The organism is Brevundimonas sp. KM4 (assembly GCF_000964075.1).
Lineage (GTDB): Bacteria > Pseudomonadota > Alphaproteobacteria > Caulobacterales > Caulobacteraceae > Brevundimonas > Brevundimonas huaxiensis.
In genome coordinates, this window is record NZ_JZRG01000005.1 from 67,801 (window position 1) to 91,737 (window position 23,937).

Annotated in this window: 20 protein-coding genes, 1 tRNA gene, 1 pseudogene and 1 riboswitch; of the genes and pseudogenes, 10 read left to right on the forward strand and 12 right to left on the reverse strand. The window is 68.5% G+C overall.

Going from position 1 to position 23,937, the window contains the following annotated elements; genetic code table 11:
- The first annotated feature begins 160 nt into the window (after positions 1 to 160).
- Positions 161 to 2,575, forward strand: a complete 2,415-nt coding sequence (locus VH88_RS01810) for a membrane-bound PQQ-dependent dehydrogenase, glucose/quinate/shikimate family (protein WP_045809731.1) — start codon at positions 161 to 163, stop codon at positions 2,573 to 2,575.
- Between the two features lie 57 nt (positions 2,576 to 2,632).
- Here the strand turns inward: VH88_RS01810 and VH88_RS01815 are convergent, their stop codons facing one another.
- Genes VH88_RS01815 through proB form a run of 4 tightly spaced genes read right to left on the reverse strand, consistent with a single transcriptional unit; the run spans position 2,633 to position 5,630 of the window.
- Positions 2,633 to 2,968, reverse strand: coding sequence for a type II toxin-antitoxin system PemK/MazF family toxin (locus tag VH88_RS01815; protein ID WP_045809732.1), 336 nt, complete (start codon positions 2,966 to 2,968; stop codon positions 2,633 to 2,635).
- Positions 2,955 to 3,248 (reverse strand): AbrB/MazE/SpoVT family DNA-binding domain-containing protein, encoded by a 294-nt coding sequence (locus VH88_RS01820; protein WP_231576549.1) that lies wholly within the window; start codon positions 3,246 to 3,248, stop codon positions 2,955 to 2,957. The genes VH88_RS01815 and VH88_RS01820 overlap by 14 nt, the downstream gene beginning before the upstream one ends.
- Positions 3,214 to 4,476 (reverse strand): glutamate-5-semialdehyde dehydrogenase, encoded by a 1,263-nt coding sequence (locus tag VH88_RS01825; RefSeq protein ID WP_045809734.1) that lies wholly within the window; start codon positions 4,474 to 4,476, stop codon positions 3,214 to 3,216. The genes VH88_RS01820 and VH88_RS01825 overlap by 35 nt, the downstream gene beginning before the upstream one ends.
- A complete protein-coding gene (gene proB / locus VH88_RS01830) occupies positions 4,473 to 5,630 on the reverse strand; it encodes a glutamate 5-kinase (protein ID WP_045809735.1) in 1,158 nt (385 codons plus the stop codon). The genes VH88_RS01825 and proB overlap by 4 nt, the downstream gene beginning before the upstream one ends.
- A 67-nt stretch (positions 5,631 to 5,697) precedes the next feature.
- Between proB and VH88_RS01835 the strand changes: the two genes are divergently transcribed.
- From VH88_RS01835 to VH88_RS16370, 4 genes are all read left to right on the forward strand, one after another.
- Entirely contained in the window at positions 5,698 to 6,477 is a 780-nt protein-coding gene (locus tag VH88_RS01835; RefSeq protein WP_045809883.1) for a ZIP family metal transporter, read from the forward strand.
- A gap of 230 nt (positions 6,478 to 6,707) precedes the next feature.
- Complete coding sequence (locus VH88_RS01840; RefSeq protein WP_045809736.1) at positions 6,708 to 8,945, forward strand: glycoside hydrolase family 3 N-terminal domain-containing protein; 2,238 nt, start codon at positions 6,708 to 6,710, stop codon at positions 8,943 to 8,945.
- A gap of 97 nt (positions 8,946 to 9,042) precedes the next feature.
- Positions 9,043 to 10,203, forward strand: a complete 1,161-nt coding sequence (gene carA, locus VH88_RS01845) for a glutamine-hydrolyzing carbamoyl-phosphate synthase small subunit (RefSeq protein WP_045809737.1) — start codon at positions 9,043 to 9,045, stop codon at positions 10,201 to 10,203.
- Between the two features lie 4 nt (positions 10,204 to 10,207).
- A complete protein-coding gene (locus VH88_RS16370) occupies positions 10,208 to 11,152 on the forward strand; it encodes a hypothetical protein (RefSeq protein ID WP_231576550.1) in 945 nt (314 codons plus the stop codon).
- 10 nt (positions 11,153 to 11,162) lie between these two features.
- Here VH88_RS16370 and galE read toward each other — a convergent pair.
- From galE to VH88_RS01870, 5 genes and pseudogenes are all read right to left on the reverse strand, one after another.
- A pseudogene (gene galE, locus VH88_RS01850) lies at positions 11,163 to 12,152 on the reverse strand (UDP-glucose 4-epimerase GalE); the annotation flags it as partial.
- 78 nt (positions 12,153 to 12,230) lie between these two features.
- Complete coding sequence (locus VH88_RS01855) at positions 12,231 to 12,497, reverse strand: hypothetical protein (RefSeq protein ID WP_045809738.1); 267 nt, start codon at positions 12,495 to 12,497, stop codon at positions 12,231 to 12,233.
- A gap of 215 nt (positions 12,498 to 12,712) precedes the next feature.
- Positions 12,713 to 12,787, reverse strand: a tRNA-Glu gene (locus tag VH88_RS01860).
- Between the two features lie 52 nt (positions 12,788 to 12,839).
- Entirely contained in the window at positions 12,840 to 14,018 is a 1,179-nt protein-coding gene (metB, locus tag VH88_RS01865; protein WP_045809739.1) for a cystathionine gamma-synthase, read from the reverse strand.
- Positions 14,015 to 15,067: a homoserine O-succinyltransferase gene (locus tag VH88_RS01870; protein WP_045809740.1), complete on the reverse strand. Its 1,053-nt coding sequence runs from the start codon at positions 15,065 to 15,067 to the stop codon at positions 14,015 to 14,017. Before VH88_RS01870 ends, metB begins: the two co-directional genes overlap by 4 nt.
- A 75-nt stretch (positions 15,068 to 15,142) precedes the next feature.
- Positions 15,143 to 15,259: riboswitch (SAM riboswitch) on the reverse strand.
- Between the two features lie 187 nt (positions 15,260 to 15,446).
- Between VH88_RS01870 and VH88_RS16205 the strand changes: the two genes are divergently transcribed.
- The 4 genes from VH88_RS16205 (at position 15,447) to VH88_RS01885 (ending at position 18,792) form a co-directional block, all read left to right on the forward strand.
- On the forward strand, positions 15,447 to 15,587 hold the full coding sequence (locus VH88_RS16205; protein WP_017505697.1) for a hypothetical protein: 141 nt from the start codon (positions 15,447 to 15,449) through the stop codon (positions 15,585 to 15,587).
- Positions 15,588 to 15,689: 102 nt separating this feature from the next.
- Positions 15,690 to 17,426, forward strand: coding sequence for a Gfo/Idh/MocA family oxidoreductase (locus VH88_RS01875; RefSeq protein WP_045809741.1), 1,737 nt, complete (start codon positions 15,690 to 15,692; stop codon positions 17,424 to 17,426).
- 4 nt (positions 17,427 to 17,430) lie between these two features.
- Complete coding sequence (thrB, locus tag VH88_RS01880) at positions 17,431 to 18,384, forward strand: homoserine kinase (RefSeq protein WP_045809742.1); 954 nt, start codon at positions 17,431 to 17,433, stop codon at positions 18,382 to 18,384.
- A 93-nt stretch (positions 18,385 to 18,477) separates the two neighbouring features.
- Positions 18,478 to 18,792, forward strand: coding sequence for a CsbD family protein (locus tag VH88_RS01885; RefSeq protein WP_045809743.1), 315 nt, complete (start codon positions 18,478 to 18,480; stop codon positions 18,790 to 18,792).
- A gap of 6 nt (positions 18,793 to 18,798) precedes the next feature.
- On the opposite strand, the gene thrC is transcribed toward VH88_RS01885, so the two are convergent.
- Positions 18,799 to 20,232, reverse strand: coding sequence for a threonine synthase (thrC, locus tag VH88_RS01890; protein ID WP_231576551.1), 1,434 nt, complete (start codon positions 20,230 to 20,232; stop codon positions 18,799 to 18,801).
- 183 nt (positions 20,233 to 20,415) lie between these two features.
- Between thrC and VH88_RS01895 the strand changes: the two genes are divergently transcribed.
- Positions 20,416 to 21,360, forward strand: coding sequence for a retropepsin-like aspartic protease (locus tag VH88_RS01895; RefSeq protein ID WP_045809744.1), 945 nt, complete (start codon positions 20,416 to 20,418; stop codon positions 21,358 to 21,360).
- Between the two features lie 4 nt (positions 21,361 to 21,364).
- On the opposite strand, the gene pgm is transcribed toward VH88_RS01895, so the two are convergent.
- Complete coding sequence (gene pgm, locus VH88_RS01900; protein WP_045809745.1) at positions 21,365 to 23,002, reverse strand: phosphoglucomutase (alpha-D-glucose-1,6-bisphosphate-dependent); 1,638 nt, start codon at positions 23,000 to 23,002, stop codon at positions 21,365 to 21,367.
- 36 nt (positions 23,003 to 23,038) lie between these two features.
- Positions 23,039 to 23,890 carry a neutral zinc metallopeptidase gene (locus VH88_RS01905; RefSeq protein WP_045809746.1) on the reverse strand — a complete coding sequence of 284 codons (852 nt, stop codon included), beginning with the start codon at positions 23,888 to 23,890 and terminating at the stop codon, positions 23,039 to 23,041.
- Positions 23,891 to 23,937: the final 47 nt, after the last annotated feature.

The window sequence follows — 23,937 nt, forward strand, 5'->3', positions numbered from 1 at the left end:
AGAATAAATCATCCAATCGGGCGCGTTTCGTCGTCAAAAGTTGCTGATGATGGCCGTTTGCGCCGCAACAGGATTTTGTTCCAGGGGTGCGACAATAGGAACCGGCCCGGCCTCGGGGCGTTCAAAAGACGGATTTCAGCAGACAACAGAGAGTGCGCCCATGCCCCGATGGACAACCCCGACCGGCCTGGGGGGATGGCTGACGTTGCTGCTCGGGGTGCTGCTGGCCGTGATCGGTCTGGTGCTGACGGTCGGCGGCGTTCAGCTCGCGATGCTGGGCGGCTCTTGGTATTATCTCATTGCAGGCCTGGGGCTGATCGTCTCGGGCCTTCTGCTTGTCTGGCGCGACGTGCGCGGAGCCTGGCTCTATGGCGCGGTCTTCGTCGCCACGGTGATCTGGGCGCTGTGGGAGAAGGGCCTGAACGGCTGGGCCATGATCCCGCGCCTGGTCGGGCCGCTGGTCCTGATGTTCCTGGTGTTGGCGACGCTGCCGGTGCTGCGGTCGCGCGGCGGCGGCAAGACGGCGGGCCTCGGCGCGCTCGGGCTGGCGATCCTGACGGTCGTGTTCGGCCTGGTGGTCGGTCAGATCAATGCGCCCGGCATCGACAGCCCGGTGCCCGGCGCGCGCGGGCCGTTCGGCGATCCCGCCCTGATCAAGGCCGGCATGGACTGGCCCGCCTATGGCGGATCGGACGCCGCCCAACGTTATTCGCCGCTGAACCAGATCAACAAGACCAACGTCGGCCAGCTTGAGCGGGCCTGGACCTTCCGCACCGGCGACCTGCCCGGCGAACGGTTCGGCGCCGAGACCACGCCGCTGAAGATCGCCGACACCGTCTATCTCTGCTCGGGTCGCAACAAGATGTTCGCCCTGGACGCCAATACCGGCCGGCAGAAATGGGCTTATGATCCCAAGGTGGCGGACGAACAGATCCCCTACACCGCCGCCTGCCGGGGCGTGACCTATTACGCCGCGCCCAACGTCGATCAGGCCCAGCCCTGCGCGACCCGCATCATCGAGGGCACGCTGGACGGCCGCATTATCGCGGTCGATGCGCGCACCGGCGTGCCTTGCCCCGCCTTCGGAACCAACGGCGCCGTGAGCATCAAGGAAGGGATGGGCAATCCCTATCCCGGCATGGTGTCGATCACCTCGCCGCCCGTCGTCGTGCGCGGCGTCATCGTCACGGGCCACCAGGTGCTGGACGGCCAGAAACGCTGGAACGCCTCCGGCGTGATCCAGGGTTATGACGTCGTCACCGGTCAGCTGCGCTTCGCTTGGGACATGATGCGTCCCGACATCACCGCCGCCCCACCGGCCGGCCAGACCTATACGCCGGGCACGCCGAACATGTGGACGACGGCGACGGGCGACGAGGCTCTGGGCCTGGTCTATCTGCCGATGGGCAACTCGGCCGCCGACTACTATTCGTCGCTGCGCCGGCCGCAGGAGAACCAGTATTCCAGCGCCCTGGTCGCGCTGGACGTCACGACCGGCAAGCCGCGCTGGAGCTATCAGACCGTGCGTCGCGACGTCTGGGACTACGACCTGGGTTCGCAGGTGACGCTGGTCGACATGCCGACCGCAGGCGGCGTGACGCCGGCGGTGATCCTGCCGTCCAAGCGCGGCGAAATCTTTGTGCTGGATCGGCGCACGGGCCAGCCCCTGCACGGCGTTCAGGATCGTCCGGCCCCGCGCGGCGGCGTCGAACCGGCCCAGCGCGCGGCGACCCAGCCGTATTCGCTGTTCAACACCCTGGCCAAGCCCGATCTGCGCGAAGTCGATATGTGGGGCATGTCGCCGATCGATCAGATGATCTGCCGCATCCAGTTCAAGAAGGCGTCGTATCAGGGTCAGTTCACGCCCCCGACCGCCGACCGTCGCTTCATCGAATATCCGGGCTACAACGGCGGTTCGGACTGGGGCAGCGTGGCGCTGGATCCGCGTCGCGGCGTGATCATCGCCAACTATAACGACATGCCCAACTATAACCGTCTGGTGCCGCGCGCCGAGGCGAACAAGCGGGGCTGGTTCCCCCGCGACGACCCTCGCTATCAGGCCGAGACGAACGGCGAGGGCGCCAAGGCCGAGGGCGCGGGCGATCCGCAGATGGGCGTGCCCTATGCGATCGACGTCAACGCCGGCTGGCGGATGCCCTTCACCGGCCTGCTGTGTAAGGAGCCTCCGTACGGCGGCATCCGGGCCATCGACGTGCAAAGCGGCAAGACTCTGTGGGATCGTCCGTTCGGCACGGCGCGCAAGAACGGGCCGTTCGGCATCCCCTCGATGCTGCCGCTGGAAATCGGCACGCCGAACAACGGCGGCTCGGTGGTCACGGCGGGCGGTCTGATCTTCATCGCCGCCGCGACCGACGACCTGATCCGCGCCATCGATATCGAGACGGGCAAGACCGTCTGGTCCGATGTCCTGCCCGCCGGCGGGCAGGCGAACCCGATGATTTACGAGCAGAACGGGCGCCAGTATCTGGTGATCGTCGCCGCCGGCCATCACTTCATGGAAACGCCGGAGGGCGATTACGTGATCGCCTATGCTTTGCCCAAGGGCAAAGCATAGCCTTTTTCGCTGGGCCTATCGCGCTTCGCGCTACCTGAGGCCGAAAGGGCGTGAACGTTAGAGGTTGGCGCGGATAGCCTGCATCGTTCGCGCCAACCGCTCATCGTCGATGCGGCCAAGGCGAGTTGCGACAGCGGCGTCAATGGTGGCGATCTTGGCCGGACGGATGACGGACGGGGCGGGCAGGCCAGCTTCGGCATAGCTCTCGCCAAACGGCACGTCGTCCGCCCACGGTCGGTTGTCGGCGCTGGTGATCATCACGACCCACAACAGCCGGTCGCCATCGCCTACCTGCCCATCTGACACGACCAAGGCTGGGCGATGCTGGCGGGTGCTGCGATCGGTATAAGGGAAGGGGACGCGGACGACGTCGCCGCGCTCAAAGTCCGGCATAGGCCTTGCGGTCCGCGTCGCTGTCCCATTCGTCGAACGCAGCGAACGGATCTTCCGCCGGCGCCCGGCGGGCCTTGCTCAGAATCACTCGGTCGCCGTCCAGATCGTATTGCAGTTCATCGCCGTCCTGCAGGCTCAGCGCGGCGCGCACGGCCTGGGGGATGGTCGTCTGGGCCTTCGATGTCAGGCGGCTTTTGATCATGGCTTTACGGTAAGGAATTTCCTTACCGGCGGCAAGTGAGGCTTCAGGGCCTAATCTGCCCTTGGCCGCGAACGACATATTTGTAGGTGGTGAGTTGCTCCGCCCCCACCGGCCCCCGCGCGTGCAGGCGGTTGGTGGAGATGCCGATTTCGCCGCCGAAGCCGAACTCGCCGCCGTCGGCGAACTGGGTCGAGGCGTTGATCAGGACGATGGCGCTGTCGACCTTCGACGCGAACCTTTCGGCGGCCTCGGCGTCGGTGGTGACGATGGCCTCGGTGTGGCCCGAGCCGTAGCGGGCGATGTGATCGGTGGCGGCCTCCAGATCGTCGACGATGCGGACGGCGAGGATCGGGGCCAGATATTCGGTGGTCCAGTCGGCCTCGGTCGCGGGCATCATGGCGGGGACCAGGGCGCGGGCGTCGGCGTCGCCGCGCAGTTCGCAGCCGGCGGCGATCAGGTCGGCGGCGACGGGGGGCAGCAGGCGCTGGGCCGCGGCCCGATCCACCAGCAGGGTTTCGGTCGCGCCGCAGACCGAAACGCGGCGCATCTTGGCGTTCAGGACGATGGCGCGGGCGGCGTTGAGGTCGGCGGCCTCATGCAAATAGGTGTGGTTCAGGCCCTCCAGGTGGCTGAGCACCGCCGTCCGCGCCTCGGCCTGGACGCGGGCGACCAGGCTCTTGCCGCCGCGCGGGACGATGACGTCGATGGCGCCGTTCAGCCCGGTCAGCATCAGGCCGACCGCCTCACGGTCGGGCGTGTCGACCAGCTGCACCGCATCAGCGGGCAAGCCGGCCTCGGCGAGGGCTTCCGCGATCAGGGCGGCGATGGCCAGAGAGGACTGAAGGCAGTCGGAGCCGCAGCGCAGGATGGCCGCATTGCCTGAGCGAATGCAAAGGGCGGCGGCGTCGGCGGTAACGTTGGGGCGGCTCTCGTAAATGACGCCCAGCACGCCGATGGGGGTGCGGACGCGGGCGATGTCCAGGCCGTTGGCGGGGGTCCAGCGTTCGGTCTCGACGCCCAGCGGATCGGGCACGGCGGCGATGGTCGCGACCGCCTCGGCCATGCCGGCGATGCGGGCGGTGCTCAGCGACAGCCGGTCGATCAGGGCCTCGGTCATGCCGTTCATGCGGGCGGCCTCCACATCGCGGGAGTTGGCGGCGAGCAGGGCGGGCTCGGCGGCCTTCAGCCTTGCGGACAGGATTTCCAGCGCGCGGGTGCGGGCGGCGGCCGGGGCGTCGCGCAAGAGCATGGCTGCGGCGCGGGCGCGCTGGCCCAGGTCGAGCATTCGGGTCTTGAGGTCGGTCATCGGTCGTCCAGCACCATGTCGTCGCGGTGGATCAGGACCGAGGCCCCGCGATAGCCCAGCAGGGTCTCGATCTCGTCCGAGCGGCGGCCGCGAAGGCGCGCAGCGTCGTCGGCGGCGTAGGCGGCCAGACCCACGCCGACGGCGCGACCGGCGGGGTCGATCAGGCGCACGCAGTCGCCCTTTTCGAAGCCGCCGGACACGCCCGTCACCCCGGCCGGCAGCAGGCTCTTGCCCGCCTTCAGCGCCGTGACGGCGCCGGCGTCCAGCGTCAGGAACCCCGTCGGCGACAGGCTGCCGGCGATCCACTGCTTATAGGCGGCCATCGGCCCGTCCGGGGCGGCGATCAGGGTGGCGCGCGCGCCGTCGCGGATGCCGCTGAGCGGCGATAGGGTCTGGCCCGAGGCGATGATGGTGGCGCAACCGGCCGAGCGGGCGATCTGGGCCGCCGCCAGCTTGGTCGCCATGCCGCCTGTTCCGACGCCGGCCTCGGCGTTGGCGCCGCCGCCCATGGCCAGGATGTCGGGGCTCAGCGTTTCGATCAGGGGCAGATGGGCGGCGGTCCGATCGCGGCGCGGATCGGCGGTATAGAGGCCGTCCACGTCCGACAGCAGGATCAGCAGATCCGCCCGCGCCAGCTGGGCCGTGCGCGCCGCCAGCCGGTCGTTGTCGCCGTAACGGATTTCCTCGGTCGCCACCGTGTCGTTCTCGTTGACGATGGGGATGACGCCGTGGGTCAACAGGGCCTCGACGGTCGCTCGGGCGTTCAGCCACCGCCGGCGGCGTTCGGTGTCGTCGCGCGTCAGCAGAACCTGGCCCGCGATCAGACCGTGCGGGTCCAGCGCCCCGGACCAGGCCGCCATCAGCAGCGACTGTCCGACCGAGGCCGCCGCCTGCTTGTCCTCCAGCCGTGCGCCCAGCGCGGGCAACCGGCCCCGGCCGAGGGCGATCGAGCCGGACGAGACGACGATGACTTCGCGCCCCTCGGCCTTCAGCGCCGCCAGGTCCGAAGCGACGGCGGCCAGCCAGTCGCGCGTCGGCTGACGCGTGGCCGCGTCGATCAGCAGGGAGGATCCGATCTTGACCACGACCCGCCGGGCGGCGCCCAGCGCCGACGCAGCGTTCGGGCCGACGGGGAGGGCGGCGCGCTGGGACATGAAGCTTTCTGTAACGCCACGGTTCGGGCTTGTCTCTTGCCGCGTCGCGCCGCAATGCAGACGGATGATGGAATCGCTTTCCCCCATCGCCGCAGGCGGTCTGGGCAGTCTGGCGGCGGGCATGATGACGGCGGTGGGCGCCGTGCCGCTGCTGTTCTTCCGCAAGGCGGGGGTGCAGACCCAGAGCGCCCTGCTGGGTTTCGCCGCCGGGGTCATGCTGGCGGCCTCCTTCTTCTCGCTGATCATTCCCGGCGTCGACGTGTTGCAGGCGGGCGGGGCCAGTCAGGCGGCGGCGGCCGGCGTCATGGGGGCGGCGGTGTTGATCGGGGCGACGGTGATCGGCCTGATGAACCGGTTCGCGCCAGTGGACATGCTGGCCATCGGACCGGCGGGTTCGCGCGACCTGTCGCGGCGCATCTGGCTGTTCATCATCGCCATCACCCTGCACAACTTCCCCGAGGGCGCGGCCGTGGGCGTCAGCTTCGGCGGCGGCGACATGCATCAAGGGCTGTCCACGGCGCTCGGCATCGGCATCCAGAACATGCCGGAGGGTCTGGCGGTGTCTGCGGCGATGGCGACCCTGGGATACGGTCGCTGGCCGGCGTTTGCGGCGGCGCTGGCCTCAGGCCTGGTCGAGCCGGTCGGGGGTCTGATCGGCGCCAGCGTGGTCGATCTCTTGCCCGGCGCCCTGCCGTGGGGGCTGGGCCTGGCGGCCGGAGCCATGATCTATGTCGTCACCGCCGAGATCATTCCCGAGACCCGCGAGAAGTCCAAGGGCGAGGGGTCAATGATCGGCCTGATGATCGGCCTGGTGGGAATGATGTTCCTGGATATCGCCCTGGGATGATGCGGGCGAAACGCGGCGTGACCGCGCAGCGGGGCGTTACATCGATTTACATGGCAGGCGGGGGTTGAAGCCGTCGGGGCCGAGAGGCTAGGCCTCTCGCTTCGCTGCTCGATTGTCCCCCGAAAGGAGCGCCAGCCTAAATGACGCGACCTCTCAAGCCTGCGGCTTCCCGTAGAAATTTCTTGTCTGGCCTGGGGCTTTTGGCCCTGATGGGCGCCGGAGTGTTCCCCATGCCTGTTTCCGCCCAAGCGTCCCGCACCGTCGCCCGCCACCGCCAGAAGATCGAGGATCTGATCGCGGCCATGACGGTCGAGGAGAAGGCGGGCCAGCTGAACTTGCTGGCAGATCCGTTCCGCTGGATGCCGACGGCGGTGAACCCGCTGGACGGCACGGGCGATCCCGCGCGCGTCACGGCCCTGATCCGCGAAGGCAAGGTCGGCAGCCTGTTCAACGGCATCGGCGCCGAGGCGGGCCGTCGCATCCAGCGCGTCGCGATGGAGGAAAGCCGGCTGAAGATCCCGCTGCTGTTCGCGGCGGACGTGATCCACGGCCTGTCGACCATCTTCCCGGTGCCTCTGGCCGAGGCGGCGGCCTTCGACACCGAACTGGCGCGGCGCACGGCGCGGGCGGCGGCGGTCGAGACGGCGGCGTCGGCCGTTCACCAGACCTACGCCCCCATGGTGGACGTGGCGCGCGACCAGCGCTGGGGCCGCAACGTCGAGGGCGCGGGCGAGGATGTTCTGCTGAACAACCTGCTGGCCGCCGCCCGCGTGCGCGGCTTCCAGGGCGAAAAAGGTCTGGACGACCGTGACGCGGTCCTGGCCACCGCCAAACACATGGCCGCCTATTCCGCCGCCGTCGGCGGGGTCGAATACAACACCACCGACATGAGCGAGCAGACGCTGCGCGGGGTCTTCCTGCCGCCGTTCAAGGCCTCGGTGGACGCCGGCGCCCTGTCGATCATGAGCGCCTTCAACGACGTCAACGGCGTGCCGGCCTCGGGCAGCCGCAAGCTGCTGACTGACATCCTGCGCGGCGAATGGGGCTTCGAGGGCTTCGTCGTCTCCGACTACACCTCCGAGCAGGAACTGGTGGCCCACGGCTTCGCCGAGGACGGCCGCGACGCCGCCCGCCTGGCCTTCAACGCCGGGGTCGATGTGTCGATGGTGTCGGGTCTGTATCTGGAACATCTGCCCAGCCTCGTCGCCTCGGGCGAGGTGTCGATGGCGCGTCTGGACGAGGCGGTGCGCCGCGTCCTGAACACCAAGGCGGCGCTGGGCCTGTTCGACGACCCCTATCGCGGCACCGATCCGGTGCGTGAAAAGGCGGTGGTCGGCTCGCGCGAGCACGTCGAGCTGTCGCGTGAGGCGGGCCGCAAGTCGGTCGTGCTGCTGAAAAACGATAACGGCCTGCTGCCGTTGAAGAAGAGCCAGAAGATCGCCCTGGTCGGCCCGTTCGCCGACGACGTGGACAATGTCTGGGGGCCGTGGACCATCTGGGGCGCGCCCGAGCGACGCGTGTCGCTGGAGGCCGGCTTCCGCGCGGCCATGAGCGATCCGCAGAACCTGACCGTCGCACGCGGTTCGGGCGTCGAGACGCCGCTGGACGGCGGGATCGAGCAGGCCGTCGCCGCCGCCCGCGACGCTGAGGTCATCGTCCTGGCCATCGGCGAAGCGACCAACATGTCGGGCGAGGCCCAGTCACGCACCGAGATCGTGGTGCCCGCGCCGCAGGTCGCCCTGGTCGACGCTATGGCGGCGCTGGGCAAGCCCATGGTCATCCTGCTGAGGAACGGCCGGGCTCTGGCGCTGGAAGGCAATGTGAAGAACGCCCAGGCCATCGTCGTGACCTGGTTCCTGGGCGAACAGCTGGGTCATGCCGTCGCCGACGTCCTGTTCGGCGATCACGGCCCGTCGGCGCGCCTGCCGGTCAGCTTCCCGCACAAGTCGGGCCAGCAGCCCTATTCCTACGACCGCAAGACCACCGGCCGCCCGGCCAATCCCGATCTGGCGAGCGAGGAATACAAGGCCCGCTATCGCGAGACGACGAATACGGCGCTGTATCCCTTCGGCTATGGCCTGACCTATGGCGCGATCAGCTATGGGCCGGTCGAGATGGAGAGCGACAAGCTGGCCTGGGCCGGCACGCTGGATCTGGCCGTGACCGTGACCAACACCGGGTCGCATCCGGCCGAGGAGCTGGTTCAGCTCTATATCCACGACCGGGTCGCCAGCCTGACCCAGCCGGGCCGATTGCTGAAGGACTTCAAGCGCGTGTCGCTGAAGCCGGGCCAGAGCACGAAGGTGACCTTCACCCTGAACGCTCGCCAACTGGGCTTCATCGGCGCGGACGAAACCTGGCGCATCGAGCCCGGTCTGTTCGACGTCTGGCTGGCGCCGCACGCCCAGGGCGGGGCCAAGGCGACGTTCCAGCTGATCGGTCCGGCGTCGATCACCGACGGGCGGTGACGCGCGCCACGTTGACGGGGCAGGCGGCAGGGCTTAACGACGCCGCCGTTTGCCTTCGGCCTTCGTATCGGCCGGATTCGATTTTAGGAGCGCGCCCATGACGACGAAGATTCTTCCGGGCGCCACCGGCGTTCTCGCGCTCGCGGACGGCACGATCCTGCAGGGCGTCGGCGTGGGCGCCGTCGGCTCGGCCCTGGGCGAGGTGGTCTTCAACACCGCCATGACCGGCTATCAGGAAATCCTGACTGATCCGTCGTACATGAGCCAGATCCTGGCCTTCACCTTCCCGCACGTCGGCAATGTGGGGACCAATGTCGAAGACATCGAGCAGATGGGCGGCGGGTCCGACACCTCGGCGCGCGGCGCCATCTTCCGCGACGTTCCGACCGATCCGGCCAATTATCGCTCGGACGCCAGTTTCGACGACTGGATGAAGCGGCGCGGCGTCGTGGGTCTGGCCGGGGTGGACACCCGCGCCCTGACCAAGATCATCCGCGACAAGGGCGCGCCACACGCCGTCATCGCCCACGACCCGGACGGAAACTTCGACCTGGAGGCCCTGGTCGCCCAGGCCAAGGGCTGGACCGGGCTGGTCGGTCTGGACCTGGCCAAGCCCGCCTCGACCCTGCAGGCGTTCGAATGGAACGAGGGTCTGTGGGACTGGCCGGAAGGTCATCCGAAGACCGAGGGCCGCAAGGACGTGGTCGTCATCGACTACGGCGTGAAGCGCAACATCCTGCGCGCCCTGGCCTCGACTGGCGCGCGCATCACCGTGGTCCCGGCGACGACGACGGCGGAAGAGGTTCTGGCCCGCAATCCCGACGGCGTGGTTCTGTCCAACGGTCCGGGCGATCCGGCTGCGACAGGCGAATACGCCGTGCCTGAAATCCAGAAGCTGGTCGCCAGCGGCAAGCCCTTGATGGGCATCTGCCTGGGCCACCAGATGCTGGCCCTGGCCCTGGGCGCCAGGACGGTGAAGATGGATCAGGGCCACCACGGCGCCAACCATCCGGTCAAGGATCTGACCACCGGCAAGGTCGAGATCGTGTCGATGAACCACGGTTTCACCGTCGATCGCGACAGCCTGCCCGACGCGGTGACCGAGACCCACGTCAGCCTGTTCGACGGCACCAACTGCGGCATCGCGGTCAAGGACAAGCCGATCTTCAGCGTCCAGCACCACCCTGAGGCCTCGCCCGGCCCGACCGACAGCCTGTATCTGTTCGACCGGTTCGCCGATCTGATGGGCGATCGCTGACGCCATGAAACAGGGGGCGGTTCGGTCGGACTATCTGGACTGGCTGGCCGAGGCGTTCGAGGTCGCTCGCCGGTTTACGCCCCTGCCGGACGGTGATGTCGTCGTCGGCTACGCCACCGGATACGACGCGGCCGATATCGCGCCCTTCGTCCTGTCGCTGCGGGCCGTGTTCGAGGGTCCTGTGGCTCTCGTCGTCGATGCTGAACCGGCCCTGCGCGCCTTTCTGGCCCAGCATCGGGTGACCGCCGTCGATGCGCCGGTCTGGCGCGGATGGGCGCCGCATCCGGTGATGCAGCGGTTCGTGGCCTTCGCTGGTTTGCTGGGCGAGCGGCCCGGCGCGGCCCTGGCCTGCGACGTGCGCGATGTGATCTTCCAGGCGCCGCCCTTCGATCCGGCGCCGAAGGAGCTTGAGGCCTATGTCGAGGCCGAGACGCCGCTGGCCGATCATGCCTTCAACATGAAGTATCTGCGCGCCCTGTTCGGGGAGGCCCAAGCGCGGCAGCTGGCCGACAAGGCCTGTCTGTGCGTCGGCACCCTCGTCGGGCCACGCGCGGAGGTCTCGCGGCTGTCGCGACTGATCCTGTCGCTGGCGGCGACGCCGCGGTCCGAGATCGGCGGGGCGTTCGGCGCCGATCAGGCGGCCTTCAACATGGCGATCCATCAGGGTCTGACGGCGATGACCGTTCGTCCCAACTACGGGCGCGTGGCGACCCTGGGCCTGACGCCCGGCGAGATGCTGAGGTTCGAGGGGGGCAAGGTCGTCAATCCGGACGCCAGCGTCAGCCCCATTGTCCATCAGCATGATCGCCATCCGCATCTTGAAGCGCCGGTCCATGCGCTGTGGGGTGGCGGGCTGGAGCTGCGTCGGCGGGTAAGGCCCAAGTCGGCGGGGCAGAAGTTCGAAAAGCTGAAAGCCTCGCTGCGCCGCCGGATGCCCGAACTGCGCTGAGCTGGCTGTGCCAGGCCCAGGCGCTGGCGACGATGGAGGACAGGTCCGACTGACGTGGCGCAAAGCCCAGGGCCTGGCGCGCCACGGTGATGTCCGACACAAGATGCGGCGGGTCGCCCGCGCGGCGCGCGCCTGCTGCGTCTGGCAGACGAAGGCCGCTGTGGGCCATGATCGTTTCCAGCACCTGCCGTACCGAATGGCCGCGACCGGCGCCCAGATTACAGGCGAAGAAACCGCGTCGATCGCCGAGCAACTGGGTCAGGGCGGCGAGATGGCCCTGGGCCAGGTCGCAGACGTGGACATAGTCGCGCACCGCCGTGCCATCGAGCGTCGGGTAGTCGGTCCCATGAACGGCGAAGTCGTCGATCTGGCCGCGTAGGGCCATCATGGCGCGCGGGATCAGATGGGTCTCAACCGGCCGATCTTCGCCGATCAGGCCTGACGCCGAGGCGCCGCCGGCGTTGAAATAACGCAGCGCGATCACATTCAGCCCGTGCGCGGCGCTGGCGTCCGACAGGATCTGCTCGCAGCCCAATTTGGAACGGCCATAGGGGGTGACGGGCGCCAGCGGCGTCGCCTCGGTGATCGGATCGTCGCCAGGATCGCCGTAGACGGCGCAGGTGCTGGAAAAGACCAGCCTGTTCACGCCCGCCGTTCGCATCCCGCCCAACAGGCCGAACAGACCGCCGACATTGTTGCGGTAGTAATCCAGCGGCGCGCGCACCGATTCCGGGACCACGGACGAGCCGGCGAAATGCATGACGGCGCAGATGTCGTGGGCGATCAGGGTGTGGCGCACCTTGTCCGCGTCCCAGACATCGCCCTCGACCAGCGGTCCCCAGCGCACGAACCGGCGACGGCCGGTCGACAGGTTGTCATAGGTGACGGGCCGATAGCCGGCGGCCGCCAGGGCCTCGCACACATGAGCGCCGATATAGCCCGCGCCGCCTGTGACCAGGATCGCCTTCGCAGATGTCAGCGCCGATCCGACTTCGCCCATTCGCACTTGTCGGATACCGAGGGTCGGTAAATCAACCCCAAATCACCATCGTGGGTATTCAGGCGTGTGAGACGACTATCAGGGGATCGGCGAGAAACTATGCTCTTCGCGCAGGGCGCTGGCTTTCCGGACGGCGATCGGCGCGGCATGCAGCCAGTAGTCGGCGTCTTCGAGACGCTGCTCCCTGCGGCGCTCCAGTCCACGCAGGCGGCGCAGGGCGGCGTTCTGGAGGAGGCGCGCATGCAGGGCGCGGGGCGACAGTTCGGCGATGGCGGGAGAGCCGGGGACGGCGACGGCGTCGGGGCCTTTGGGCTCCACCGCCGGACGGGCGATGGCGATAAACATGAGGATCTCGGTGCAGGAGGGAGAGGCGCTTCTGCGCCGGCTAACGAGGGGTTAACCACAGTCCCTGTGGATAGTTCCTGACTGCGTCCGAAAAAAGTCCATGAATCGAAAGGCTTACTGCCCGTTTCCGAACAAAATGGTTACCAAAATCTTAATCCGGGATCGGAGCGTTCGCTCGACGATGTTCGGGAAGGGCGCTGCAAATGCGCCGCCGGTGGCAGTCCCTAGGGGAGTCGAACCCCTCTTTTCAGGTTGAAAACCTGACGTCCTAACCGATAGACGAAGGGACCGCAGCCGGGGCGGCGCATGTGCCCCGGTTCGGCTCCTCCTGCAAGCAAAAAGTTACGCGGCCGCGGCGGTTGCGGGCACAAGCGCGTCCAGCGCCGGGAACAGGTCGGCGATCAGGTCCTCGACATGCTCCAAACCCACCGACAGGCGCACCAAGCCATCGCCGATGCCGGCCGTGGCGCGCTGTTCCGGCGTCATGGCGGCGTGGGTCATGGTGGCCGGGTGGGCGATCAGGCTTTCGACGCCGCCCAGCGATTCCGCCAGGGTGAATATCTCCAGCGTCTCGACCAGATCGCGCACGGCGTCCGTGCCGCCTTGCAGTTCGAAGCTGAGCATGGCGCCGGGGCCGGCCTGCTGGGCCGCGACCAGGGCGTGGTTGGGGTGCGACTTCAGGCCGGGATAGTGGACGGCCTTGACCGCCGGGTGGGCGGCCAGCTTTTCGGCGATCTTGCCGGCCGTGGCCTGTTGCCGCTCGATGCGCGCGAACAGGGTGCGCACGCCGCGCAGGGTCAGGTAGGCGTCGAAGGGCGAGCCGGTCACGCCGGTGCAGTTGGCCCACCAGGCCAGGGTCTGGTGATCCTCGGCGTCGGCCGAGATGACGGCGCCGCCGACCACGTCGGAATGGCCGTTAATGAACTTGGTGGTGGAGTGGACCACGAAATCGGCGCCCAGCTTGATCGGGTTCTGCAAGGCCGGCGACAGGAAGGTGTTGTCGCACACGACCTTGGCGCCCGCCGCATGGGCGCGGGTGCAGATGTCGGCGACATCGACCAAGCGCAGCAGGGGGTTGGAGGGGGTCTCGACCAGCACCAGCTTGGGCTTCAGGGCCAGGGCGGCCTCGAAGGCGACGGGGTCGCCCTGATCGACCAGCAACAGTTCGAAATGCCCCTTCTTCGCGCGGGCGTTCAGCAGGCGACAGGTGCCGCCGTAACAGTCGTGCGGCGCGATCAGCAGGTCGCCCGGCTCCAGCAGGGTCAGGGGCAGGTCGACCGCCGCCATGCCGGTGGCGGTAATGACGCAGCCGGCGCCGCCCTCCAGCTCGGTCAGGGTCTCGGCCAGCACGTCGCGGGTCGGATTGCCGGAACGGCTATAGTCGTACTTCCGCTTCTGATCGAAGCCGGCGAAGGAATAGTTCGACGACAGATACAGCGGCGGCATGACCGCGCCGTGGGCCGTGTCCGTATCCACGCCCGTGCGGGCGGCGATGGTGTGCGGATTGGCGATACGGGTCATGCTTTGATGTCCTTCAAGGCGGCGCGGAGGATGTCGCCGACGAAGGCGTCCTCCTTCAGAAAGGCGTCGTGGCCATAGAGCGAGGGCGCCTCGACGAAGCGCCACAGGGTCGGCAACCGCGCGGCCAGTTCGCGGATGTCGTCGATCGGCACCAGCCGGTCGGAGGTGAAGCCGATCAGGGTGACGGGGGTGGTGATGGCTTCCGGCGTCACGCTGTGGCGGTCCAGCGAGTCGGACATCGACAGCCAGCGCGCCGGGGTGGTGTGGGTCCGGTAGGCCTGGCCCCGCGCCGTCAGATAGTCGCATACGGGATAGGCGCCGCCGACCGCGCTGGGCGCCGTGGTGTCGAAGCGGTCGTCGAACTCCTCGGCCGTGCGATAGGTGGTCATGGCCAGTTCGCGGGCCAGGGCGACGCCGTCCTCGGGACGGCCGGCGGCGACGGCGAACTGCAGGATGCGGCGCTGGATGCCGCGCCAGGCGGTGGCCTGGGGATGGGCGCGATGGGCGGCCGACACGATGATCAGCTGCTCGGCCCAGTCGGGGAACAGTTCGGCGAAGGCCAGGCCGACCATGCCTCCGTATGAGCAGCCGACGAAGGCGGCGACGCGCTCGATCTTCAGATGGTTCAGGACCAGGGCCAGCAGGCGGGCCTGGTCCTGGGTGGTGATGGTGATGGCCTTGTCCAGGAACTCGGTGCCGGGGGCGAAATCGACGGCCAGAACTTGCAGGCGGCTCAGGTCGATGGGCCCGCGCACCGATACAGCGCCCGACCACCAGCCCAGGCCGTTGGTCTCCGTCCGGTGGACGAAGCGGCCGGCCGAGATGCCGCCGGCGACCACGACGACCGGCGCGCCGATCCGGCCATGCAGGCGGCCGACGATATTGGGCTGGTTCAGCTTTTCGCCCGAGGCGAGGCGGAAATCGGCGGGAATGGGAACGATGACGTCGCGGGCGCCGCCGCGCTCACGCGTCGGTTCGCGGACAGGGGTGAGGGCTGTCGCGCGGCGACAGTCGGGGTCTTCGAGCAGGGTGGTTTCGGCCAGTGTCATCTTCGTTCCGCATCGTTCTCGCTCAGCAAGTCTCGATGCGGTGACAGAGCGTGGAGCGTCGTCTCGTCGATGCTCCACTCATCTCTCGCGACCCCGAAGGACCCCGCAGGAGTTGGCACCGTTTCGAGCTGTGAGACCCGATGGTTGCCCCAGCGTCAAAGGGCCTAATCCCTCGGCTGGTCTTGATGAGTGACTTTACGTTGATGATCCGGGCGGTGCCGGTCAAGCGAAAAATTCAACCTCATTGATGACGGTCGGCCACCTCACGGGGGTGAAAACGCATCATAAGCGCCCTCTCTTGAAAAAATCATTCAATGCGACTTGACAGAGTCACGGTCGTCCGATCACCCTAGGCTCAGATTTCAACCGGACCTGCCCTGTGCAACAGCGCTCGCTCATCGCCGAAGTTTCGACCGTCGCCGGCCTCGCCGCGACGCGTTTCGGCATGATCCTCGGCGGCACGATTATCGGCGGTACGACCGGCACCACCACCATGCCCGAACGGGCGGGACGAGTTTAGCGCGCCGAACCCCGGCAACCGCAGAACCCGAACCCCGCCCGGTCCGCCAGGCGGGGTTTTTCTTTTCACCCCACCCCATCCCGACCTTTCCCGAGAACCCCGATGTCCGCCCAACTCGCCGTCGTAGAAAAATCCGAAAGCCTCGACCCCAGCAATCAGCCATCACCCGAGGTGGTGGTGTTGAAGTTCGGCTCGTCCATCCTGCGCAGCCCGGCGGAGGCGCCGCTTGTCGCCTCGGCCGTCTATGGCCATGTGAGGGCGGGCCGAAAGGTGGTGGCGGTGGTCTCGGCCTTCGGCGGGGCGACGGACCGACTGTTGGGAGAGGCGAGGGCGCTGGGTCTGGCCCATTCCAACGACCTGCTGCCCGGCTATGTGGCCCTGGGCGAGGAGAAGTCGGCGGCGCTGGTGGCCATCGCCTGCGACCGGATCGGCCTGGACGCCTGCGCCCTCTCGGTGCGCGAACTGGGCATCGTGGCGGAGGGCGAGCCGGAGCATTCGCGCCCCTGCGGCCTGAGACCCGATCATCTGAAACAGGCGCTGGATCGGCACGAGGTGGTGGTGGTGCCGGGCTTCGGCGCGGTGCGGCCGGACGGCAAGGTGGCCCTGCTGGGACGGGGCGGATCGGACCTGACGGCGGTGTTCCTCGCGGCCGAGTTGGGGCTGAAGAAGGTGCGATTGGTCAAGGACGTGGACGGCCTCTATGACCATGACCCCAACGACAAGACGGCCCCGGCCCTGCGCTATCGCCGCGCATCGTGGGACGTGGCGCGCAAGCTGGGTGGGGCGCTGGTCCAGCATGACGCCATCGACCTGGGCGAAAGCCGCGGGGTCGAGATCGAGGTGGCGGCGCTGGATCGCGCCGATGGCACGGTCATCGGCGACAAGTCGGCGCCGCCCGGTCCCGCGCCCACCTTGCCGCCGCTGAAGGTCGCGGTCGCCGGGTGCGGCGTGGTCGGCGGCGGCGTGCTGGCCAAGCTGCTCGATGATTCCCGCTACGAGGTCGTGGGCGTGCTGGTGCGCAATCCGAAGAAGGCCCGCGACGTGGACTGTCCGGCCTCGTTGTTCACCTCCAACCCGGCGGACCTGTGGGCCAAAAAGCCCGACATCGTGCTGGAGGCTCTGTCGGAAGGCGAGGCGGGCCACGCGGTGATCCGCGCCGCGCTCGAGGCCGGCTGCGATGTCGCCAGCGCCAACAAACAGGCGGTCAGCCGCGATCCGGGCGGGCTGCAAGAACTGGCGAAAGCCAATGGCCGACGCATCTTCTGGTCGGCCTCGGTCGGGGGCGGATCGCCGATGATCGAGACGGTGCGCGCGGCCCGTGCGGCCGGCGAGGTGGTCGGCTTCGAGGCGGTGCTGAACGGCACAGTCAACTTCATGCTGGAACGGCTTGGCGACGGGGCGGCCTTCAACGAAGCCTTGGCGGACGCCCGCGCGGCGGGATTCGCCGAGGAGGATCCGTCCTCGGATCTGGAAGGCCTGGATGCGGCGGCCAAAGTGCGGCTGCTGTGCCACGAGGCGTTCGGTCGCTCGCCCGATGGCGATGTGCCGCGCGATCACCTGACCGAAGCGACCTCGGCCGCCGGCGGGGTGCGCCAGATCGGCGCGGCTCATCTGAAGGACGGGGTGATCCGCCCGTCGGTGTCGCTGAACGCCGACCATGGCGACCCGCTGTTCTCGACCCTGCGCGGCGAGGGCAATGCGTTGAAGGTCTATGGCGCCGACGGCCGCGTGTGGCGCTGCCGGGGCCGGGGCGCCGGGCGTTGGGCCACGACAGAGAGCATCATGGCGGACCTGGCCGAGATCGTGCGTGCACGCCGCGCCGATGCGGGCCTAAACTAGGGCCATGGCCGTCTTCACCCCTGTCTCTATCGCCGACGCCGAGGCGTTCCTGGCCGGCTACGACATCGGCGAGGTGGTCGAACTGACGGCCATCGCCGAGGGGGTGGAGAACACCAACTATCGACTGGACACGACGCGCGGCCGGTTTGTGCTGACCCTGTTCGAGGGGCGAACGGACGAGGCGTCGCTGCCTTTCTGTCTGGGGCTGACGGCGCATCTGGCGTCACGCGGCTTTCCTTGCCCGACGCCGATCGAGGACCGGTCGGGGGCATGGCTTGGACGACTGAACGGCCGGGCGGCGGCGGTGATCGAATGGAAGACCGGCGCCTGGCTGCGCACGCCGTCATCAGCCGATCAGGCGGCGGCGGGCGCGGTGCTGGCGCGACTTCACCTGGCTGCCGCCGACTTCGATCTGAAACGCGCCAATCCGGTCGGGCCGGCGATGTGGCGTCGGCTGGTCGATCGGTGCGTCGAGGGAGAAGCGCGGGCGTCCGACGCGGATCGCGCGCTGCTGAGACAGGTCCAGGCGACGCTGGCGCGCTTGGGCGATCCCTTTACGACCGCTCTGCCGGGCGGGGCGATCCATGCCGACTATTTCCCCGACAATGTGCTGTTCGAGGACGGCGCCGTTTCGGCGGTGATCGACTTCTATTTCAGCTGCACCGGCGCCTTCGCCTATGACCTCGCCATCGCCCTGTCGGCTTGGGGCTTCGACGTCGAGGGGCGGGCCATGCCGGACGCCCTGGCGGCGTTCCAGCGCGGCTATGAGTCCGTGCGGCCGCTGAACGCCGCCGAGCGGGAAGCCTTGCCGCGTCTGGGCGAAGCGGCGGCCCTGCGGTTCACCGTGACACGGCTGCATGACCGCATTTTCCACGATCCCGCCAATCTGGTGACGCCCAAGGATCCGGCGGTCTTCCTGCGTCGGATGGACCACTGGCGCGCGACCGAACCGGCCTGAGGCGCCTGCGCGGCTTCGTCGCTGGAACCGAAGGCTTGGCCGGGATTTTGATGGTGCAACGGCGAAGTCCGCCGCTCCCCGAGGACGAAGATCATGACTGACGAAACCATCAACGGCGCCGCCTCGCAGGCGCAAGGCAAGTTCCAAAAAGGCGTTGGCAAGCTGGTCGGCGACCAGAAGATGCAGGTCGAAGGCGCCTACAACGACGCCAAGGGCCGCTCGCTGGAAACCTTCGGCAAGGCGATGGATTCGGTCGATCGCCTGGTCGAAAAGGTCCCCGTCGACTACCGCGACAAGGCCCGCACCGTCGCCGCCGAGGCGCGCAAGCGTCCGCTGGTCACGACCCTGTCGGTCGCCGGCGTCGGCCTGCTTCTGCTGCGCGCCCTGACCGGCGGCGGTCGTCGCTAAGACGTTTTAGTGGCGGCCGGAAAAGGCCGCCACGGCGTCACGCGTCGCGTCCATCGTCCCATCGACGATCGTCAACCGCTCGGGCTTGTCGCCCAGGGCGGCGATGACGTTTGCGGGTTCGGGTTCGAAGCCGAGGACGTTCGAGACGAATTCGCCGAACTTGGACGGATGGGCGGTGGCCAGGGCGACGACGGGGCCTTTCGAGCGGTCCTGGCGACGCGCGGCGGCCAGCGCCACGGCCGTGTGCGGGCAGACGACGCGGCCCCAGGTCTCATAGGCGTGGGCGATCTCGGCGCGCGTCTCGTCCTCGTCGATGGACACCGCCGAGACCTGGTCGCGCAAGGCGGTGAGAAGGTCCGGATCGAAGGCGACGGCGCCGTCGCGGGCGAAGGTTTCGAACACCCCGCGCGTCGCCTCGGCGTCGCGGCCCGTCGCCTCGAACACCAGCCGCTCGAAGTTGGACGGCGCCTGAACATCCATGGAGACGCTGCCGCTTTCGACCGCCGGACGGCGTGAATACAGGCCGTCGTTCAGCGCGCGGGCCAGGGCGTCGTTCTGGTTCACGGCCGCGACGAAGCCGTTGGACGGCAGGCCCATTTTCGTAGCGGCGATGCCGGCGAAGGCGTCGCCGAAATTGCCGGTCGGCACGACGAAGGTCGCAGCCCCGCCCAGCTGGGCCGTGGCGGAGACATAGTAGGGAATCTGGCCCGCGAGCCGCGCCCAGTTGATCGAATTGACCGAGGACAGCCGGCCGCGTTCACGCAAGGCCTCGTCGGCCAGCAGGCCCTTCACCAGGCGCTGGCAGTCGTCGAAATCGCCACGCACGGCCAGGTTCAGGACATTGTCGGCCTCGACCGTCGTCATCTGCCTGCGCTGAACCGGCGAGACGCGGTCCAGCGGGTGGAGCACGACCAGATCGACCGACTTGGCGCCGGCGAAGGCGCGCACGGCGGCGGCGCCGGTGTCGCCCGAGGTGGCGGTCAGTATGGTCAGGCGCTCGCCAGAGGCGGCCAGGGCCTCGTCAGTCAGGCTGGCGACCAGCTGCATCGCCAGGTCCTTGAAGGCGGCGGTCGGGCCGTGGAACAGCTCCAGCGCGAACAGGCCCGGCTCCAGCTCGACCAGAGGCGTAACCAACGGATGGTCGAACCCGGCGGTCAGTCGGTCCAGCGCGCGGTCCAGCGCGCCGTCGGGCAGGGCGTCGCCGATAAAGGGGGCGATGGCTTGCAGTGCGATCGCCTTATAGTCGGCCGTTCCGGTCCAGGCGGCGGGCGACAGGCTGGGCCAGGCGGTCGGCATATAGAGGCCGCCGTCGGGCGCGATGCCGCGCAGCAGGGCGTCGGCGAAACCGGTTTCGGAAGATTGGCCTCGGGTCGAGACGTAGCGGGCGCTGGAGGTGCTCATGACGCCGATGGTCGTAGCCAGACGAGGCGGCGGCGTCACCCGCTTTCTGGATGATTTTGTCGGGTTTTCGCGGGCTGTGGCCCGACTATCCGCATCGGGACGTTGCAGTGGCGGTTTAGGCGCACATTTTTGCCGCTTCAGGGCAATGTCGTCGGTCCTGCAAGAGGGGTTGCGACATCGCCCCGCTAGCGCGGATCGCTGCGACGGTCCATGTCAGGGACCATGAGACGACGCGATCTTCTGATCCGGCTGGGGCTGGTCGCCGGCGGCGTGGGCGGAGCCTGGTGGCTGCGCGACCATGTGGTCTGGCGCGGGCCAACGGTCGTCTTCGCCGCGAACGGCTCCAGCGGCTGGCTGCCCTATGCCGAGCCCCGCGCGCCGACCCCGACGGTCGAGGTGACCGTGAACGGACAGCCGGTGCGGGCCCTGATCGATTCCGGGGCGCAATATTCGGTCATCGACCGGTCGCTGGTCGAGCGGCTGGGCCTGACCAACGTCTTCAACATCCCGATGGTGGCTTACGGCGTCGGCGGCGACGCCCAGGTCGGACGGGGGACGACGCTGGACGTGGCGATCGGCGGCTTGCGGCTGACCGGATTGCGCGCGGCGATTCTCGGCCTGGGGCCGCTGGCCAGCGATCAGGGATTGGGCGCGGCGCTGATCCTGGGACAGGACGTGCTGCGCGAACTGGTGCTGGAGCTGGACACGGCCGAGCATCGGGTCCGGTTCCTGTCGCGCGAGGGCTGGACGCCGCCATCGTCGCTGAAGGCCGTGCCGGTGACGCGGGCCGGCAAGGCCTTGCAGGCGGGCATCACCCTGGAAGGCGCGACGGTCAATGCGGTGATCGACACCGGCGCCTCGGCCGTGCTGGCCGTCACGCGCGAGACGGCCGAGGCCGCCGGACTGCTGGACGGGCGCGAACGCACGCCGGGTCAAAGCATCGTCCTTGGCGGCACGGTGCGCGCCGAGACGGTCGTCGTGCGCACCCTGACCATCGGCGACGAACTGTATCGTCAGGCAGCGGTCGCCATCTATGACGACGTCGCGGTGCCCGGCTTCCCCAAGGCCCTGGTCGGCATGGCCGCGTTCGAGAACCGGCGTCTTGCGCTGGACCTGGACGGCCCCGGCCTGTTCGTCGAACGACCGATGGAGATCACGGTCGGCTAGGCGATCAGCCCGCCAGCGCCGTGGCCACCACCGCCTTGGCTTCGGTTTGCACCTGGGACAAGTGGTCGGGGCCGAGGAAGGATTCGGCGTAGATCTTGTAGACATCCTCGGTGCCCGAGGGGCGGGCGGCGAACCAGGCGTCGGCGGTGACGACCTTCAGCCCGCCGATGGCCTCGCCGTTGCCGGGAGCCTGGGTCAGGATGTCGGTGATCGGCTGGCCGGCCAAAGTGGTGGCGGACACGTCCGAGGGGCTGAGCGCGGCAAGCCGGGCCTTTTCGGTTCGATTGGCCGGGGCATCGACACGGGCGTAGGCGGGGGCGCCGTATTCGTCGGTCAGGCCCGCGTAGAGCTGGCTGGCGCTCTGGCCCGCGCGGGCCTGGATTTCGGCGGCCAGCAGGCACAGCAGGATGCCGTCCTTGTCGGTCGTCCACACCGTGCCGTCGTGGCGCAGGAAGGAGGCCCCGGCTGATTCCTCGCCGCCGAAGCCGACGGTTCCGTCCAAGAGGCCGGGCACGAAATGTTTGAAGCCGACGGGAACTTCCAGCAGGCGGCGACCCAGGCCGGCGACGACGCGGTCGATCATCGACGATGAGACCAGGGTCTTGCCCACCGACACATCTGCGCCCCAGTCGGGGCGGTTGGCGAACAGATAGGCGATGGCGGCGGCCAGAAAATGGTTGGGGTTCATCAGGCCCGCGTCGGGCGTGACGATGCCGTGGCGATCCGCATCGGCGTCGTTGCCGAAGGCGACGTCATAGGCTGAGCCGCCCTTCATCATGCCGATCAGACCGGCCATCGCGCTAGGAGACGAGCAGTCCATGCGAATCTTGCCGTCGGCGTCCAGCGGCATGAAGGCCCAGTGCGGATCGACGGCGTCGTTGACGACGGTCAGCTCCAGTCGGTGGCGCTCAGCGATCGCGCCCCAATAGGCCACGGCCGCGCCGCCCAGCGGATCGGCGCCGATCCGGACGCCGGCGTTGCGGATGGCGTCCAGGTCCAGAACGCTGGGCAGGTCGTCGATATAGGCGGCGAGGTAGTCGAACCGACCCGCCGCCGCATGCGCCTGGTCGAAGGGGAGGCGACGGACCTCGGTCAGGCCGTTCTCGATCAACTGGTTGGCGCGGGCGGCGATGGCGGAGGTCGCCTCGCCGCCGGCCGGGCCGCCGGAGGGCGGATTGTATTTGATGCCGCCGTCGCGGGGCGGGTTGTGCGACGGGGTGATCAGGACGCCGTCCGCCTGCCGGCTGTTCGTGCGGTTGTGGGTCAGGATGGCGTGCGAAACGGCTGGCGTGGGGGTAAAGCCGTCGCGGGCGTCGATCAGCACCTCGACCCCGTTGGCGATCAGCACCTCCAGCATCGTGCGGAAGGCGGGCTCCGACAGGCCGTGGGTGTCGCGACCGAGGAACAGCGGGCCATCAACGCCCTGGGCCGCGCGGTATTCGGCGATCGCCTGGGCGATGGCCAGGATGTGAGCCTGGTTGAAGACGCCGTCCAGGCTGGATCCCCGGTGGCCCGAGGTGCCGAAGACGACCCGCTGCTGAGGATCGCCCATGTCGGGCCGGGTCGTCTCATAGGCGCCGAGCAGGGCGTCGAGGTCGATCAGGTCTTCGGGGCGTGCGGTCGTGCCGGCGCGGTCATGCATCGTCAGTCAATCAATCGTTTTGAAGGATAGCGGTGGTCAGGCGCCGCTGAAGGTGTCGCAGGACGCCGGGTCGCCCGACTGATAGCCGCGCTGCAGCCATTCGACGCGCTGAGCCGAGGATCCGTGGGTGAAGCTTTCGGGCGAGACGCGACCGCCGCTGCGCCGTTGCAGGGTGTCGTCGCCGATGGCCTGGGCCGTCTTCATACCCTCTTCGATATCGCCGGGCTCGAGCGCGACCTGACCGTTGGAAACGGCAGAGGCGTTCCGGGCCCAGACGCCGGCGTAGCAGTCGGCCTGAAGCTCCAGCGCCACCGAATACTGATTGGCCTCGGCCTGACCGGAGGCGCGCTGCTGGGCCTGGCGAACCTGATCCGAAGTTCCGGTCAGGGTCTGGACGTGATGGCCGAACTCGTGGGCGATGACATAGGCGCGGGCGAAGTCGGCGCCGGAGGCCCCGAGTTGGTTCTCCATCTCCTGCCAGAAGCCGAGGTCGAGATAGACGGTCTTGTCGGTCGGGCAGTAGAAGGGACCCATGGCCGACTGGCCATAGCCGCAGCCGGTGGGCGTGCCCTGTTCGTAGATGACGACGTTGGGTCGCTGATAGCCCTCAAGCTTCTGCGACCAGACATCATCGATGTTGGCACCGATGACATCGACGAAGCGGCCGGCCTGATCTTTCGGCGTACCGACTTGACCCTGCTGCTGCTCGGCGCCGACGCCGCCGAACTGGCTGGCGAGCTGGGTCGTGGTCGAAGGATCGATGCCGAAGACCAGATAGCCGATAAGGGCCAGAACGCCGACGCCCAAGCCGCCGCCAGCGATGGCTCCGCCGCCGAGACCCCGTCGATCCTCGACGCCGCCGCCCGTCCGTCCACCCTGCCAGCGCATGCCCTATCCTCCGCCCGATCCTGGTTAAGCTAGGCAGGAACGCGGGT

Excerpts from the sequence above, each read along its gene's own strand:
- VH88_RS01875 (WP_045809741.1), top strand. The coding sequence starts at position 15,690 with ATGTCCGCCCAACTCGCCGTCGTAGAAAAATCCGAAAGCCTCGACCCC.
- VH88_RS01855 (WP_045809738.1), bottom strand. The coding sequence starts at position 12,497 with ATGTTTATCGCCATCGCCCGTCCGGCGGTGGAGCCCAAAGGCCCCGAC.
- thrB (WP_045809742.1), top strand. The coding sequence starts at position 17,431 with ATGGCCGTCTTCACCCCTGTCTCTATCGCCGACGCCGAGGCGTTCCTG.
- VH88_RS01825 (WP_045809734.1), bottom strand. The coding sequence starts at position 4,476 with ATGACCGACCTCAAGACCCGAATGCTCGACCTGGGCCAGCGCGCCCGC.
- VH88_RS01810 (WP_045809731.1), top strand. The coding sequence starts at position 161 with ATGCCCCGATGGACAACCCCGACCGGCCTGGGGGGATGGCTGACGTTG.
- VH88_RS01820 (WP_231576549.1), bottom strand. The coding sequence starts at position 3,248 with ATGTCGTTCGCGGCCAAGGGCAGATTAGGCCCTGAAGCCTCACTTGCC.
- VH88_RS01895 (WP_045809744.1), top strand. The coding sequence starts at position 20,416 with ATGAGACGACGCGATCTTCTGATCCGGCTGGGGCTGGTCGCCGGCGGC.
- VH88_RS01840 (WP_045809736.1), top strand. The coding sequence starts at position 6,708 with ATGCCTGTTTCCGCCCAAGCGTCCCGCACCGTCGCCCGCCACCGCCAG.
- metB (WP_045809739.1), bottom strand. The coding sequence starts at position 14,018 with ATGACCCGTATCGCCAATCCGCACACCATCGCCGCCCGCACGGGCGTG.
- carA (WP_045809737.1), top strand. The coding sequence starts at position 9,043 with ATGACGACGAAGATTCTTCCGGGCGCCACCGGCGTTCTCGCGCTCGCG.
- VH88_RS01905 (WP_045809746.1), bottom strand. The coding sequence starts at position 23,890 with ATGCGCTGGCAGGGTGGACGGACGGGCGGCGGCGTCGAGGATCGACGG.
- proB (WP_045809735.1), bottom strand. The coding sequence starts at position 5,630 with ATGTCCCAGCGCGCCGCCCTCCCCGTCGGCCCGAACGCTGCGTCGGCG.
- VH88_RS01885 (WP_045809743.1), top strand. The coding sequence starts at position 18,478 with ATGACTGACGAAACCATCAACGGCGCCGCCTCGCAGGCGCAAGGCAAG.
- VH88_RS01835 (WP_045809883.1), top strand. The coding sequence starts at position 5,698 with ATGGAATCGCTTTCCCCCATCGCCGCAGGCGGTCTGGGCAGTCTGGCG.
- VH88_RS01870 (WP_045809740.1), bottom strand. The coding sequence starts at position 15,067 with ATGACACTGGCCGAAACCACCCTGCTCGAAGACCCCGACTGTCGCCGC.
- VH88_RS16370 (WP_231576550.1), top strand. The coding sequence starts at position 10,208 with ATGAAACAGGGGGCGGTTCGGTCGGACTATCTGGACTGGCTGGCCGAG.
- pgm (WP_045809745.1), bottom strand. The coding sequence starts at position 23,002 with ATGCATGACCGCGCCGGCACGACCGCACGCCCCGAAGACCTGATCGAC.
- VH88_RS01815 (WP_045809732.1), bottom strand. The coding sequence starts at position 2,968 with ATGCCGGACTTTGAGCGCGGCGACGTCGTCCGCGTCCCCTTCCCTTAT.